The organism is Paenibacillus macerans, assembly GCF_900454495.1.
Classification (GTDB): domain Bacteria; phylum Bacillota; class Bacilli; order Paenibacillales; family Paenibacillaceae; genus Fontibacillus; species Fontibacillus macerans.
The window spans coordinates 2248590-2264159 of the sequence record NZ_UGSI01000001.1; the positions used below are offsets into that span (position 1 = coordinate 2248590).

Genomic DNA, 15570 nt, shown 5'->3' on the forward strand with positions numbered 1-15570 from the left:
ATCATCCCACCTCTTCCGCTCTAGTTTCCGAACTCCATATCCGGGGAAACCGGATCTCCACCTTCGTGTACAACCCCTCTTCGCTGTACAGTTTGACACCGTAAGGCTCGCCGTACATCCTTGCGATCCGTTCATGCACGTTGCGAACGCCCATGCCGCTGAATCGCGACGGGATTTCCCCTTTTTTCCCGAGCAAAGCATCGATTTGTTCCCGGGTCATGCCTCTACCGTTGTCCATAACCTCGATTTTCAGATCGCCTTCCTCCCCGTAGACGCGAATCAGCACGAAGCCCCCGGAAGCCGCTGCGCCGAGGCCATGCATCAGCGCGTTCTCCACGATCGGCTGCAGCATCAGCTTAAGAACCCGGCATTCCAGCAAAGCGTCATCCTCGATCTGCATATGAACCGGGATCGGGTTCATAAACCTGTATTTCACGATCGATACGTAGCAGGAAACATAATCCAGCTCCTCCCGTACGGTGAGAAATTCGTTTGAGTTGCCGAGCACGCCCCGCATCAGCTCGATCAACGCTCCGGACACCTCCTCAATATTGGGCGCCCCGTTCAGCTTGGCCAAATATTTGATCGTGTTCAGCGCATTGTACAGAAAATGCGGGCGGATCTGCGCCTGCAGCGCGGTCAGCTCCGCCTCCCGCTTCGCCTGCTCGCTGACGCGAATCCCTTCCATCAGCCGTTTCAACTCGTCCACCATGCTGATAAAAACCCGGTACAATTCGCCGATTTCGTCTTTGGTGCCGATCTCCGTTTTCGGGAAATCCAGATTTCCGTCTTTGACCCGCGTCATCATCGTTTTCAAGCGGCGGATGTGAAGGGTGGTCCGGGAGGACATCTGCAGCGTCCCGATCAGAACGGCGATAAACACGACGACCGACACCTCGACCATCAGATTGCGGACCCGGACGGACTCGCTTAGCAGCGAATCGAGCGGGATCAGCGCCCGCGTGGTCCAGCCCGTAAAGTCGGAGCGGCGGGTGACGACGATATAGGATTTGCCGTCGATGTTTTGTTCCGCCGCCAGCTCGGACGGGCCCGCCGAAGCCGGACGGGCGTAAATCGTCTTTTCCATTTGCGGAGATAGGGATAACGGCGCCGAGTCCGAGCGGTAGACGAGCTCATTTTGCTCATCGAGCACATACAGGATGCTGTCCGCGGTCGGTTTCACGCCGTACGTGTTGCGGATAAAATCATAATTCAAATCGACCATCACCACGCCGATCGTTTCCCGGTTATAACGGAGGACACGGCCGACGGAGATGGCGTCCGTTGGGCCGCCCTGCTTAAAATAGGCATGGCGTTCCCCGTTTTGCAGCATATAATCCATCGTCTTCGTTTCCAGGAACGTCCGGTCGATCCAGGGACCGCCCGCGAAGAACACCTTCCCGTTCAGGCCGATCACGGCGATCCGCGAGATATACGGCTTATAGTCGATCAGCCCCGACAAAAACTCGGTGATCCGCTTCTGCTCCTGAAACCATTCGTAGCTGATTTCCTCGCTTGGGCTAAGTACCGTGTCGATGACCGTGTTTTTGTTGGTCGCGGCCACCGTGTTCAAACGGTCGATTTCCTTTAACATCACGTTGAGGGATTCATCAGCCTGGCGGATGCTGTCCGACACTGAGGTGATGGCGTTAGCTTTGATCGTCTCGCGCATGTTCACGTACACGATGCCGGTTACGGAGACGATGGAAAACAGCGAAAGCAACCCGAAGGCGATAAATATTTTTGCCTGGATGCTTAACTTCGGCGAGGATATCCACTTGCGCAGCGTTATGAGCGTCATATCGGGCACTCCTTTTCGTTCGGGTGAAGATGAAAGATGTAAACGCTTGCCAAAATGAACCCCCGCGGCTACCCGTTTTTTGCCGCGCGCATCGCGAGCGGGGGAATCTTGTAATAGCCTTTGAAGGCTCTGGTGAAGGTGTACAGGTTCGGGTACCCCAGCGACAAAGCGATTTCCGTTACGCTTGCGTTCGTTTCCGCGAGCAGCCGCTTGGCCTTCTCCATGCGGATATTTTGCAGGTATTTCTGCGGAGGCAGCCCGATCTGGGCCGTAAACACATTGGAAAAATAGGAGCGGTGCACGCCCGCAAACGCGGCGACCTGCTGCACGGTAATCCCTTCCGTGGCGTGCAGATCCATAAACTCCATGCACTCGCGAATCCAGGCGGAAGGCTCGGCGGCACTCGCGGGCGCGGTGTCCGGGATAAGCTCGGCGAGCAACCGGCAAATCCGTCCCTGCAGTTGCAGCGATACGGCCGGATTCCACCGTTCCACGCCGGCCAGCGCCGCGATCGTGCGGTCCAGCGTTTCGCGGGCGCGGGAAGAAATCAGCCGCCGGCCGAACGGCCTTTCCGGTGTAATCCCGGCGAGCCCGAGCAGCGGCCCCACCCTGCTGCCGTCCAGCGCCAGCCAGTTCATCCGCGGCGGCGGCTCAGGCAGCGCGTAATAATGGTAAGTCCGCCCGGGAAACAGGCAAAACAAATCATCCTTTTGCAGCTCCACCCGTTTGTCGGCGTATTCGAGGCACACCTTCCCCTCCAGCACAAAATGCAGGCTGTAGCATTCGATCCGCTTGGGCCCCACACGGTAATGGGGCTTAGCAATGCTGCGGCCGGCCCGCACCGGCCATAGCTGCGCTTCCTTATCCAGATACCCCGGCGTATAGTAAATAAACTCGGCTAACTCGTGGTCGTATTCCCGCATTTCGTATTTCCCCTCCAGCGATAAAATAAGGGCAAAATAAATACTCTAAATGCCGCTATTTTGAAAGGTCGGCGATTCATCTTTCCAATTTAAGCAGACAACAAAATGACAACTCCAAGCTAACAGAACGCTATTTCTAAAACGCTTAATTTTCACTAATATCATAAGGGGAGGGGATCGATTTTGTCCAGCAAACCTAACATTTTACTAATTACGAGCGATCAGCAGCATTGGAACACGATCGGCGCGTTTCAGCCCGAAATCTCCACGCCGAATTTGGATCGCCTGGCGCAGCAGGGCACGACGTTCAGCCGGGCCTATTGTCCGAATCCGACCTGTACGCCAAGCCGCTCATCGATCATCACCGGCATGTATCCGAGCCAGCATGGCGCCTGGACCTTAGGGACAAAGCTGCTCGAAGACCGCCATACCGTCGGGGATGATTTCACACGAGCCGGTTATAAAACCTCGCTGATCGGCAAAGCGCATTTCCAGCCATTGAAATCGACGCCGGAATACGAATCGCAGGAAGCTTACCCGATCTTGCAGAACCTGGATTATTGGCGAAATTTCCACGGTCCGTTTTACGGTTTCAATCACGTCGAGTTGGCGCGAAACCATACGAATGAAGCCCATGTGGGGCAGCATTACGCCATCTGGCTCGAAGAGCAGGGCTGTGCCGATTGGCGGGATTATTTTCTGCCGCCGACCGGGACGATGGATCCCGCGCAGACGTATAAGTGGCCGATTCCTGAAAAATACCATTACAACACGTGGATTGCCGAGCGGACGAATGCCCGTCTGGAGGAGCACAAAACATCAGGAAAGCCTTTTTTCCTTTGGGCCAGCTTTTTTGACCCGCATCCCGAATACTTGGCGCCGGAGCCCTGGGATACGATGTATGACCCGGAGCAGTTAACGATACCGGCGCTTACGCCGGGAGAACATGACCGGAATCCGCCGCATTTCCGCCTGACGCAGGAGGAAGAACCGGACTTCTCCCATCTGATGGAGACGGGTTTCGGCATCCATGGCTACCGGTCCCATCATTATTACGAATACGGGGCCAAGAAACGGCTGACCGACTACGACAGAAAGAAGCTGGTCGCCGTATACTACGGCATGATCAGTTTGATGGACAAATATATCGGAAAAATTCTTGATAAGCTGGATGAACTGGGGCTGGCGGACGACACCCTCGTCGTGTTTACGACGGATCACGGCCACTTTTTCGGCCAGCACGGCCTGCAGGCCAAGGGAGGATTTCATTACGAGGATCTGATCAAACTTCCATTTATCGTCAGGTACCCGGGCCGCGTTCCCGCCGGGAAACGCTCGGACGCGATTCAATCGTTGGTCGACCTGGCGCCGACCTTCCTGTCCTTTTGCGGACTGCCGATCCCGCCGACCATGACCGGCGTCGACCAAAAGGACGTGTGGCTTGGCGTAAGTGAACAGGCGCGGGATCACGCGATCTGCGAATTCCGGCACGAACCGACGACGATTCATCAAAAAACGTATGTCGACGCCCGTTACAAAATCACCGTGTACTACAATCAGTCCTACGGAGAGATTTTCGATCTGGAGAAGGACCCCGGGGAACTGCGCAATTTGTGGGACGAACCGGGCTATGAACAGCTGAAATCGGAGCTTCTGCTCAAATACGTTTGGGCCGAGTTGGGCAAGGAGCCGCTGCCGATGCCGAGGATTCATCACGCGTAGGGATCCCCGGAGACCGACCCGAGAGAACCTGGTCGAAAGCCTGGCAAGACTTAGGGTTTCGGCCGGGGTTTATGTTTTTTTACTCAACTTTCGACCAGCCCCATCGTGAGCATAAGAAATCCCTTGTAAAACGTGCCGGTGAGGTCAGTGTATCTACCTTCTGCACCGTATCCGTTTCGAGCAGTGTCACAAATCGGCACCAAGTAAGGGGGCTGTTTAAAGGGGTCGTGTCTTGTTGTTCCTGCCTGCTGCCTGCCTTTGCACGATTATCCCCATTGTTCAGGAGCAGGGAGCAGGGGGGCTAGAACGAGGGTTCCAAAAAAGAGAGAAAAAACAAAAAAGACGAGGAAAAAATGAGGCTGTTCAGGTGAGATTTTCAGCTTGATTAGAGAACGTATGTTTGGTATAATGAAATAAATGGAACTAAAGTTCGTATATTGTTAATTTGGGGGCGAGTAAACATGGAGATCAATGCGGGAACGGAACTTCAATCATTCAGCAGCCGTTTTAACAGCGAGCAGGACTGCATGGAAGCGCTGATCGCGATGAAGTGGCCAAACGGCTTCGTCTGCCCGCGCTGCGCTCATACCCGGTGCAGCCGTCTGACCTCCCGGCATATCCCCTTGTTCGAGTGCGGAAAGTGCAAGCATCAAACATCGCCTTTGGTCGGCACGATTTTTGAAGGAACGCATCTCCCCCTGCTCAAGTGGTTCAAGGCGCTGGATTTGTTCCTGCTTGAGGGCGGCATCTCGGCGCTGCGGCTGCGCCAGGTGATCCGGGTCGCCTACAAGACCGCCTGGTCGATGCTGCACAAAATACGCCATGCCGTGGGGGAGTTCGATGCCCGGGAGCTGCTTTCCGGAGACGTGAAGGTGAACAGCGATCAGTATGGGCGTAATCCGTCCCGGTGTCAGCTTTCGCATCCGTACGCCTCGGCGGTCGTAGCGGGATGCACGGTCACGGAGTCGGGCGAGCCGGAGCAGGTCAAAATCCGCCTGGTGCCGCATAAGCGGGGAGGCGAAAAAAGGGCAGACCGTCAAGAGCTAACCGAGTTCATCAACGGGCATGTGGATGTCCGTACATCGGCGGTACAGTTGTTCCCTCAGGCCTTTCGGCTGTATGCGCCCTTGCGGAGAGTGGTGAGAGAGGCGTGGGAATCGCTGAAGAGTACGTATGGAGCCTTGGGACTGAAGCATCTGCAGGCGTACCTGAACGAATACACCGGACGCCGCCGGCTGCGCCTGCAAGGAGGACTGCCCGGAGCGGAAGAAACGATGCGGCAGAAGTTGCTGCAGATGTGTGTGGCGATTCCGGCGATCCCTTACCGCCGGCTAATCGCGCGCCAACCGAATCAGCCCCTTGCGGCTGCGGCCTGATGATCGGGACGCTGGAACGGTAGGGGGAGTTTGATGCAGATCAACTTAATGAGTCCTTGATCTCCTGTCTTGATCTCTTGTCTTGATCTCTTGTCTTGATCTCTTGTCTTGATCTCTTGTCGGTCTGTTTTACCTCCCCTAAACCTGATTTCTTCTCCTAAGCCCGTCTAAATTACCTCGAACCTATCTGCTTCCTACCAAATTTTTCCTTCCCCCGTGCTTGTTTGTTTCACTGCTACCTGATTAAACTGGATAATCATGCAAAGTCTCCGGACAGCAAGTGTTGATCTACATATCCCCGAGGAAACAATGGTTTCAAAAGAGGCTTTCTCCGATCCGTTCAGCGTCATAAAATACTCCATTTCGGTGGCCACCCTCTTCTCCGTAAGTCGGCTTTTTCGGTAAGGGGCAACGAGGAGTCCTCCCGCCTCCAATTAGATAGTCTTGATATATAAATGGAAACGCTCATGGTTCAACTCGGCCAACGGTGCAAATTCAAGCTGCTGATCCTGGTAGATAAAACGATTGGAGCCGGCCACTCGCTCAAACTTTTCAGCAAGATTCTCCCCGCTTATCGGCAGTTCAAAGTATTCTTTCCGGTCCGAGACGGCGGCCAAAATATAGGGGCCAAAGGCCAAAGAGGCAATGTCCGCTTGATCCGGCGTATATTCCAAACGCAGCCGCGGCTCAAACTTGACGATTACTTGATCCCCCCCACTCCATTTTTGCGAGAGCACCAGATAACCGCCCTCTTCCGCCGCTTTCACTTCCGCCCGGTTCACAAAGACCCTAACCTCTCCGTCATGCCAGTAAGGCTTGCGGACTTTCAAATTCGCTCGCGCCAAACCTTCAATGTGAAGTTTGATTCCACCGTCAAACACCTCGGGCACGGATTGTACGACCTGCAGTCCCTTCTCCTCATCATTTAATGCTGACGACACGAACAGATTGACGTATAAGGAATCGGCATCCTCAAAATAAATCGCCTCGGCGTATTTGAAGTGGTTTTCCAATCCCGTCCCGTGGCAGCAGGAGTTCTCCTCGTCAAACCCTTTTTGTCCGCCAGGGCTGGTCGGCATAAAGTAGGTGCTGGCGCCCAGACACTCATGGTCTGTCGAAGCAAGGATATGGCTCAGCATCGTTCGCTCGTAATAATCCATGTACTTGGCATCCTTCTCAACCCCGAATAACTGCTTGGTCAGTTTCAGCATATTGTAAGAAGCGCAGGTTTCCGCCGTATGTTCGGTCAGATGAGCGCCGATTTTGTGCGGCTGCTTAAACATTTCCCCTTCACCGGTTCCGCCGATGGAGTAAATATGCGCATTCACCACCGATTCCCAGAAAAACTTGGCGATATCATAGTATTTTTGTTCTCCCGTAGCTTCGAAAATTTTGAAAGCCCCGACGACTTGCGGGATATGCTGGTTGGCATGCAGCGCGCCCAAAGCGTCCACCTGTTGCTGCATCGGAAAAAACAAGCGGTCATTGTCAAACAGCTTGGCGGCGGCAATGTGCTTCTCTTTATGGGTGTATGTAAACAATTCGGCCAGCGATTCGTTGATGCCGCCAAACTCGCCGGCGATATACATGCCCCACATTTTTTTCAATTGTTCATGCGGCAGAACGCTCAACCGGTTGTAGATCCAGTCTCCCACTTTATCGGCCATGGTTAGCGCCGGTTCAATGCCCGCGAGATGATAACTGTCCAGCAAACCGGCCAAAATTTTATGCAGGGTATAATAAGGAGCCCAGATTTCCGGGTACCGCGTATATTTTTCCAGCAAATCAAACTGCTCCTCGGAATAAGCGCTGAGAAATCCGTAATGATAGCGATCGTCCGCCTCAAAGGCCAACTGCACTTTATTCAACTCTTTGATCATGTAAGCCAGTTTTTGATGAATCCGTTCATGGCCGGTCGCCGCATAGCATAACGCCAAGGCGGAAAGATAATGCCCGGTGGTGTGCCCTTTCAGCAAGCTGTCATCCGCGTCCCACCCGATCATGGGCGGAGCGTTTAACGTATCCAGGCCGGCGGCTTTGCGGAAATTGTAAAGCATCTGGTCGTCATTGACCGTGAGCAGAAATTGCAGTCTCCGATCCTGCGCGGTTTTGGGCAAGGAAGGGCCTTGAAGACGCACCTTCTTGACTGGAATGGGGTGCAGTTGAGGTTTCTTTTGGCTCAATTTTGCAATGCTGCTTTCTATGAGAATAGCCGCTTCCACCTCATAAATCGTATCCGTCAGGCGACCGCCGGCTTTGTACTCCCCGTTTTCCGAAAATACGCGCTGTTCACCCCCGTGCCATGTGACGGAATGAGCAAGAACATCCCCGCTTACGGTTTGAATAGACACGGCGGAAGGCAAGTAAAATTCCTGGTTCGCCTCCTGCATGATCACGATCGGAAAGATCTTATCGACCTGGATTTTATTTTTCTCCTCCAAGATCGTCACTTCATAAACTTTTTGCAGACTCGCCTCTCCAAACTGAAAGGTGGCGGTAAGCGGTACGACCCTATCCCCCTTCCCGTACTCGGGCTGGTGCACTTTCCCGGAACCGTTAATCCAGCGGTCGTCTTTCGACACCCAAGTAATTTGGGAGCCGTTTTTCCCTTTGGTCGGCAAATGAATATCGAACTCCACCGTCTTCAAATTGCCCAGGTGCAAGGCCTCCATATCCTCGTGAACGATTTCCAGATCACTCCGTTTACTTGACATCGGCTTTCCCCCTAAACTAGACTTTTAATCGCTTTCACACTTCTCATGTTACAAGAAAACCGTTTTGAAGTAAGTAGTTGAAAAAAAGAATAGGTGGATTATATTTACTATATATCCGAGTTCGAAATTGAAGGAGTTGGCATCATGTACCTTGTTGATGATGAGTATTCGGAACAGGCTGCCTTTTTGTCCGCGGGCACCTTTATTACCAATCAACCGTGGATTCACCAAGAAAGGGTCATCGACAGTTATGAAATCATCTGCCCCATCGACTCGACCCTGCACATCGAGAGCAACCGGGTTCCCTACGCCATTGAATCGGGCGAAATTTTGCTCATCCCCCCGCACACGTTTCACCGCGGACTTAAAGTATGCGAAGGCCGCCTGAAATTTCACTGGCTGCATTTTTCGGGGAACCATTTAAGCCCTAGAACCGAAGCGGAAGTCATCCGGAAAATCAACGAAAAAGACCCGGACGAGATGATCATTTTGCCCATATACACCAACAAAATCGACTCCCGGCGCTTTCATGTCATGTTCAACCAACTGCTCGATTTATATCAGGAAAAGAAACCGCGGAGCTACCTCAACGCCTATTTATCCTGCCTTTTATATGAATTGACCGCGGAAATCAAAAGTTACCTGATCCAAAAAGCATCCAACGGCAACCGGCTGCAGCCGATTCAGGACTGGATCCGCATCCATGCCTTTGAAGACATCACGCTTGAACAAATCGCCGATCATTTCAAATACAACAAGAACTATTTGTCCAGGATTTACAAGGAAAATACGGGAATCGGAATTTCGGAACAGATCATCAAATTCAGGCTGAAACATGCGAAGGAACTGCTGACCGAAACCGACTTGAGCATCGTTGAAATCGCCTCCGAAGTCGGGTATGAGGATGCGAAATATTTCATGCGCCTGTTTAAAAAATATGTGAACGTCACCCCCACGGAATATCGCAAAACTTTTTACTGCAAGCACTACAACAAAAAATGATTTGCTGCCGTTACCGAATTTATGAGGGATCGATGCTACCATTTAAGTAAGCGGTTCCGCGAAATCTAAAATACTTTTATGGGGGTTGCTATGGTAAAGGATGCCGGATTGGAAATTGCCGATGCCCGCTTCATTGATTTTCGCCGTATCGAAATTTACTGGAATGCCGCTATGGAAGGAGCCCATGATCCGCAAAACTTTATCGTTGATCTGGATGGGGCGAGGCTGCCCGGCATTAGACCATATCCTTCTCGATATTTTTGGAGAACACAAAGATAAACAAAGCCGTCACCAGCAGCAGCGCGGTCATGATCGGGAATAAATTCACTTGCTGATCAGCCGTTTGATAAAAGTTGAACAAAACTAAAGCGATGCCGTTCCCAATCGTGCCCGCTTGTCCCCAAGCGGTCTGCATCTGAGTATGGTAGGCGTCCGGCGACAATTTAACCACAAACGATAAACCGATCGGCCCGACCAAATTGTCCGAAAAGGTCAGGAACAGGTAGTAGAATACCATCCACAGCAAGCTGTACGGCGCCTGGTCCTTAAACAGAACTATCGGGATAGTTAATAAGCCGTAGCCAAGCGCTGTAAAAAGGATGCCCAAGCCGTATTTATACGTCGTCCGAATATGGGTTGCGCGCGTCTTGGTCCAAAGCCAGACAAAAACCGGCGCCAGCACCAATCCTAACACGGTGTAAATGGTCCCTACCGATCCGGAGCCATAGAGAAATGCGGCCACGGCGGCGATAAGAAAGCCGATGTGATAGTTTTTCATCCCGATTTGACCGACCAATACCGGAGCGATCAAACCGGCGATGTTGTTGGCTATGGTGTGAATCGTAAAGGCGGCGTCGCGTCTGCCATTATCGGCTTTACGGTACAATTGGCCGGTCAGCGAGGCATTGCTCGCCCCCATAATGGGAAGCGACATCAAAAACAAGCCGAGGATGGCAAAGATTCTTCCTTGGGCAAGAGAAAAAGCCGGGATAGCGAGCAGCCCGAAAGCCGTCCCTTTGACGATGTTCCCGATGATCAAGGCTTTGCGCATGCCCAGCACCCGGTCGGCCAGCCAGCTTCCCAAAATAATGAAGATGGAATTACACGCGCCCATCGCCGTAACCATGGACGCGGCCTGGCCTTGGGTAAATCCCAAGCCCTGCGTATATGGAGAATAGAGGTAATAAATTAAAATCGCATACAGCGCTCCCCAGGCGAAGGAATTAAAAAAATTCCCCGCCGCCAGAGCCCCCACTCCCCTTGGATGCCCCAAAAATTTTTTGTCGTCAAGCACGTCCTCCAGCCTCGTTTTGCCGGAATCAGGCCCCTGCCGCAACTCGTCGCTCATCGTAGTTCCTTCTTTCGTCAATATTATGTTACCGCTTGCAGCGCACATAAAATATAGCAGATTACCTCTTTCAAAACGGTAGCGTAAAGTTGGGATAGGTGGACATTTGTTACCTGTATGGGGAAAAGGGGATTCTGGAGCTTTCTTGGTTCATTATTGAATGGAGTAGTTGTAGAATGTGCAGTTACTTATCCGGAAATGCTGCCGCAGCGCTTGGATAAGTGTAAAAGCTGCAATTACTCCGCCATCTTTCGAAGAATGAGGCTAATAACGAGGAAATGAATGTACGAAATGCAATTAAACGAATGCTTGGGTAAATGATTATAAAGTTAGTTGCGCGATTTGCAATTAATGGGCAGAGCCAAATGGTTAAGCATGCTTTTGCTCGCCATCCGATCAAGCGAAATAAAGCGGCGCTGTTCACGGAAAGTCCGGTGCTTCCGCAAAAACAGCGCCATTTTTCATTTTATTCCGTTATTCCGCCCGTCCCTGGGCCTGGGCTCCTGCGCCTCCGTTCAGCCGATCCAGCAACTCGGACAGCATCGCGTGCGTAAACTTGCCCTGGCTGAAAGCAACCGTGCCGCGCAGCGGCATGTATTTCATCAGCGCCAGCATCATATCATCCGGCTCGTCTTCGCTTGCTGCAAGCAGCCCGGTGGCCGCCATCAGCTCCTTGGCGATGTCCCGGGTAGCGGCCTGCTCCATCAGGTCTCCGATCAGCGAATTAGCCGTATATACGACAGGCACAGCGGTTGCAGAAACCACTTCGACCGCCCCTTCAAGCACGATGTCCCGGGACGACTTGCCGATGAGAATCCGGTATTCTCCGGACTCGGCATGCCAATCCTTCAACGCAGTATTGTAGTAGGCGAACGCGCTTTTATCCAGCTCGAAAACGACCGTTTGCGTTTCCCCCGGCTGCAGCTCGACTTTGCGGAAGCCCTTCAGCTCTTTGTCCGGCCGAATGACGCTGCTTTCCACGTCCCGGACGTAAAGCTGAACGATTTCTTTGCCCGCCCGGTCCCCCGTATTGGTGACTTGCAGGCTGACCGAGACTTTTTCATCGTCCCGTATCCGGCTTTTATCCAGCTTCAGCTCGCCGTATTCGAACGTCGTATAGCTGAGGCCGTGGCCGAACGGAAACAGCGGCTCCACCCGCTTAGTGTCGTAGTAGCGGTAACCGACGAAAATGCCCTCCCGGTATTCCACGCGATCGCCCTCGCCGGGGAAAAACAGGTAGGAGGGATTGTCCTCCAGCCGCACGGGGAAAGTTTCCGCCAGCTTGCCGCTCGGGTTGGCATCGCCGAACAGGATGTCGGCCACGGCGCCGCCCGCCGCTTGGCCGCCCAAATAGCCTTCCAGAACGGCCTTGGCCTTGCCGATCCACGGCATTTCCACCGGCGAGCCGTTGCTCAGCACCACGACCAGATTCGGCTGCGCTTGGGCCACCGCCTCCAGCACGGCGATCTGGTTGGCCGGCAGCCGCAGATGCGTCCGGTCGTAGCCTTCCGATTCGTAGCGGTCCGGCAGGCCGATAAACAGCACCGCCGCGTCGGCGTTCGCCGCCTTGTCGGCCGCATCGCGCAGCAGCTCGGCGTCACACTCGTCCCGCTCCAGCTCGAAGCCTTGGGCATACACGATTTTCGCGCTGCCGCCCGCCGCTTTGGTCAGTTCGTCCAAGGCCAGGTCCAGGCGCGTCGGGTTGACGTGCGAGCTTCCGCCCCCCTGGTAACGGGGCTTTTCGGCGAATTCGCCGATCACGGCGATCGTTCCCGTTTTGCTGAGCGGCAGAATGCCCCCCTCATTTTTCAGCAGCACCATGCTCTCCTGAGCGGCGATCCGGGCCAGCCGGTGATGCTCCTCCGCGTCGAAGCCCGCCTGCTCTTCGCGGTTTTCCGCCGCTTTGAATATAAAGGAAAGAATCCGTTCCACCGCCTGGTCCAACACCGCTTCGGACAAGCTGCCGTTTTGGACGGCTGCGACGATTTTGGCGTCTCCCGCGCCGCCGCTGGACGGCATCTCCAACTCAAGCCCGGCGGCCAGCCCGCGGGCCCGTTCGTTGACCGCTCCCCAATCGGACACGACGAAACCTTCAAAGCCCCATTTTTCGCGTAAAATCTCCGTTAACAAATAATGGTTTTCCGAGGCGTATTCCCCGTTCACCCGGTTGTAGGAACACATGACGCTCCACGGCTGGGACTGCACAACCGCCCCCTCAAAGCTCCGCAAATAAATTTCATGCAAAGTCCGCTCATCAACCACCGCGTCCGTAGACATTCTGCGATGCTCCTGGTTGTTGACGGCAAAATGCTTCAGCGAGGTGCCCACGCCCTGGCTTTGCACCCCCTGAATATGGTGGGCGGCCATTTCGGAAGACAGATAAGGGTCCTCGGAAAAATACTCGAAATTCCGCCCGCACAGCGGCGAACGTTTGATATTGGCTCCCGGTCCCAGCAGCATGGCCACGCCTTCCGCCTGGCATTCCTTGCCCAGCGCTTCGCCGACGCTGCGGATCAAGTCGCGGTTCCACGACGCGGCCAGTCCGGCAGCGGACGGGAAGCAAGTGGCCGGCACGCTGTCATTGAGGCCGAGGTGATCGGCGGAAGCGCTTTGCTTGCGTAAGCCGTGCGGGCCGTCCGTCATCATGACGGAGGGAATCTGGAGCCGCTCCACGCCTTTCGTATGCCAAAAATCGAGGCCGGAGCACAGGCCCGCTTTTTCTTCCAAAGTCAGTTTGGCGACGATGTCCTTGATCTTCGCTTTCATAGGTGATACGCACTCTCCCTCATGATTTGGTATCGCTTTCAGTATCCGATTGTTTTTATTCTAAAGGACTTTTGCTCGCTCATTATGGTATAATTTTTGCAATTATAGTATTTATTCAACCTGTCAGGAGGATGATTATGACTGGACGGCCGGATCTTGGCGGGCGGTTGGAGCGCATCTGCCACCTGCTTCATGAAGCAACTTTGCTGCCCGTTATCCGTACGGATAACGCGGGCCTGATCCAAAGCTGCCGCCCGGATGCGCTTCCGGCAAATCCAAAATACGGCGGCCTGCAGGAGCAGCTCACCGAATGGCTCGGCGAACGCTCTCCCATGGCCGTTCCGATGCTGCATTCCACCCCTTTCCTGGAACATTTCCTCCTCGTCTCCACGGGAGAAGAAGGTAAGCTTGCCGGCGGATGGATTATGATCGGTCCGGCGGTTTCGGCGGCTTGGCCGGAGGACCTGCTGGCCGGACTGTTGCGGGATCTCATGGTCCCGCAGCGGCAGCGCCCCGTATGGCTTGCATATTACCGGAACCTGCCAGTAATCGACAAGAGCCGGCTGCTGTACGCAGGGCTGCTCGTCCACGAATGGCTCACCGGCCAATCCCTGGACCTGGCCGATTTGATCGATGCGTCCGAACCCGCGGCGGAAGGCGCCGCCCTGAAGCCGGCCGCCCTGGCTTCCCTCCGCCTTTCCGGCACCCGGGAGGAGGGCGTCTACCACCATTCGCCGGACACCGAAAAGCTGTTTCTGAAGCACATCCAACACGGGAACAAAAAAGAGCTGTTTCGGGCCTTCGCCGCCCTCGCGGACCAAGGGGTGGGCATTTTGTCCCGGCGCAGTCCCCTGCGGCACCAAAAAAACATCGCCATTACCGTCATCACGCTGGCGACGCGGGCGGCGATGGAAGGCGGCATGTTTCCGGAGGAAGCTTACACCTTAAGCGATATGCACATTCAACATATCGAGGAGCTTGGGGAGGTCAATAAAGTGGAAAGCGCGCTGCAGGCGGCCTTGGGCGACTTCGCCGACGGCGTAAGACGCGGCCTGGATCAGCGCGTATCCCGGCCGATCGCGGTTTGCCAGCGCTACATTTTCGATCATCTGTACGAGGAGCTTGCCCTGCCGATGTTGGCGAAGGCTTCCGGCGTAAGCGCCGTCCACCTCTCCCGGCTGTTCCGGCGGGAAACGGGCATCAGCCTGACCGAATACATCCAGCGGCAGCGGGTGGAGGAAGCCAAACAACTGTTGTCCTTGTCCGCCTACTCCCTTTCCGACATCTCCGCCCGGCTGCAGTTTCACGACCAGAGCTATTTTACCAAAGTGTTCAAAAAATACGCCGGCGTAACGCCGAAACAATACCGGCATGGGCGGCTCGGAACCGCCGGCTCGGAACCGCCGCCCCCCGGACGGCTGACTTCCGACTATACAAAACCAAATCGCTGACGGCCTGCCAACTGCCATGTCTTCGAAATGCTCCAGTACTTGCAAATAGCGGTCACTTATGGAGGCATGACAGCCGGCTAGTTGGAATGGCCGGTAACGTCTCCCTTCAAATAGCGGCACTTTAGGTACTTATTATCCGAAGCCAGGCACGTTCATGCTCATTAGCGGCATTTTATGTACTTATATTCATTTGAACTGCCCTGAACATGGGCATTTCCTTGCGGCGCGGGAAAATAGCGGCATAAATTGCCTCTATTTCTCTCAAATGGACGGATATCGCCTGCATAACGCCATTTTTTGTACTTATTTTTTTCGCTGTAGTTGCTTGAGCAGCCTGGTTTTAACAGGTCTCTCTGCGCAACACAAAAAAGCACCGCCAACTGATCGGCGGGCTCCTGTTTTGATGTTGCGTATTTAATCTAACGGTTGCCACAGCGGCTATTTGCTCCAAGAACGCCGATTTCAAA

The 15570-nt window shown here is 54.1% G+C and carries 9 protein-coding genes; 4 read left to right on the top strand and 5 right to left on the bottom strand.

The annotated features are described in order from the left end of the window. Window position 1: 1 nt before the first annotated feature. Together DYE26_RS10120 and DYE26_RS10125 are read right to left on the bottom strand one after the other, a co-directional pair. Complete coding sequence (locus DYE26_RS10120) at window positions 2-1801, bottom strand: cache domain-containing sensor histidine kinase (RefSeq protein WP_036623941.1); 1800 nt, start codon at window positions 1799-1801, stop codon at window positions 2-4. Between the two features lie 68 nt (window positions 1802-1869). Further along, window positions 1870-2724 carry an AraC family transcriptional regulator gene (locus DYE26_RS10125; protein WP_036623942.1) on the bottom strand — a complete coding sequence of 285 codons (855 nt, stop codon included), beginning with the start codon at window positions 2722-2724 and terminating at the stop codon, window positions 1870-1872. A gap of 183 nt (window positions 2725-2907) precedes the next feature. Here DYE26_RS10125 and DYE26_RS10130 point away from each other — a divergent pair, with 183 nt between their 5' ends. Beyond that, complete coding sequence (locus DYE26_RS10130; RefSeq protein ID WP_036623943.1) at window positions 2908-4446, top strand: sulfatase family protein; 1539 nt, start codon at window positions 2908-2910, stop codon at window positions 4444-4446. 461 nt (window positions 4447-4907) lie between these two features. Then, window positions 4908-5822: a transposase gene (locus tag DYE26_RS10135; protein ID WP_115311206.1), complete on the top strand. Its 915-nt coding sequence runs from the start codon at window positions 4908-4910 to the stop codon at window positions 5820-5822. A gap of 434 nt (window positions 5823-6256) precedes the next feature. Here DYE26_RS10135 and DYE26_RS10145 read toward each other — a convergent pair whose 3' ends face one another. After that, on the bottom strand, window positions 6257-8536 hold the full coding sequence (locus DYE26_RS10145; RefSeq protein WP_036623945.1) for a beta-L-arabinofuranosidase domain-containing protein: 2280 nt from the start codon (window positions 8534-8536) through the stop codon (window positions 6257-6259). 144 nt (window positions 8537-8680) lie between these two features. On the opposite strand from DYE26_RS10145, the gene DYE26_RS10150 reads away from it, so the two are divergent. After that, on the top strand, window positions 8681-9538 hold the full coding sequence (locus DYE26_RS10150) for a helix-turn-helix domain-containing protein (RefSeq protein ID WP_036623946.1): 858 nt from the start codon (window positions 8681-8683) through the stop codon (window positions 9536-9538). Between the two features lie 235 nt (window positions 9539-9773). On the opposite strand, the gene DYE26_RS10155 is transcribed toward DYE26_RS10150, so the two are convergent. Beyond that, entirely contained in the window at window positions 9774-10886 is a 1113-nt protein-coding gene (locus DYE26_RS10155; protein ID WP_036623947.1) for a POT-type proton-dependent oligopeptide transporter, read from the bottom strand. A 474-nt stretch (window positions 10887-11360) separates the two neighbouring features. After that, a complete protein-coding gene (locus tag DYE26_RS10160) occupies window positions 11361-13652 on the bottom strand; it encodes a glycoside hydrolase family 3 C-terminal domain-containing protein (RefSeq protein ID WP_051985528.1) in 2292 nt (763 codons plus the stop codon). A gap of 137 nt (window positions 13653-13789) precedes the next feature. Between DYE26_RS10160 and DYE26_RS10165 the strand changes: the two genes are divergently transcribed. Next, window positions 13790-15103 carry a helix-turn-helix domain-containing protein gene (locus tag DYE26_RS10165; RefSeq protein ID WP_051985529.1) on the top strand — a complete coding sequence of 438 codons (1314 nt, stop codon included), beginning with the start codon at window positions 13790-13792 and terminating at the stop codon, window positions 15101-15103. Window positions 15104-15570 lie beyond the last annotated feature (467 nt).

Excerpts from the sequence above, each read along its gene's own strand:
- DYE26_RS10150 (WP_036623946.1), top strand. The coding sequence starts at position 8,681 with ATGTACCTTGTTGATGATGAGTATTCGGAACAGGCTGCCTTTTTGTCC.
- DYE26_RS10145 (WP_036623945.1), bottom strand. The coding sequence starts at position 8,536 with ATGTCAAGTAAACGGAGTGATCTGGAAATCGTTCACGAGGATATGGAG.
- DYE26_RS10135 (WP_115311206.1), top strand. The coding sequence starts at position 4,908 with ATGGAGATCAATGCGGGAACGGAACTTCAATCATTCAGCAGCCGTTTT.
- DYE26_RS10155 (WP_036623947.1), bottom strand. The coding sequence starts at position 10,886 with ATGAGCGACGAGTTGCGGCAGGGGCCTGATTCCGGCAAAACGAGGCTG.
- DYE26_RS10125 (WP_036623942.1), bottom strand. The coding sequence starts at position 2,724 with ATGCGGGAATACGACCACGAGTTAGCCGAGTTTATTTACTATACGCCG.
- DYE26_RS10120 (WP_036623941.1), bottom strand. The coding sequence starts at position 1,801 with ATGACGCTCATAACGCTGCGCAAGTGGATATCCTCGCCGAAGTTAAGC.
- DYE26_RS10165 (WP_051985529.1), top strand. The coding sequence starts at position 13,790 with ATGACTGGACGGCCGGATCTTGGCGGGCGGTTGGAGCGCATCTGCCAC.
- DYE26_RS10160 (WP_051985528.1), bottom strand. The coding sequence starts at position 13,652 with ATGAAAGCGAAGATCAAGGACATCGTCGCCAAACTGACTTTGGAAGAA.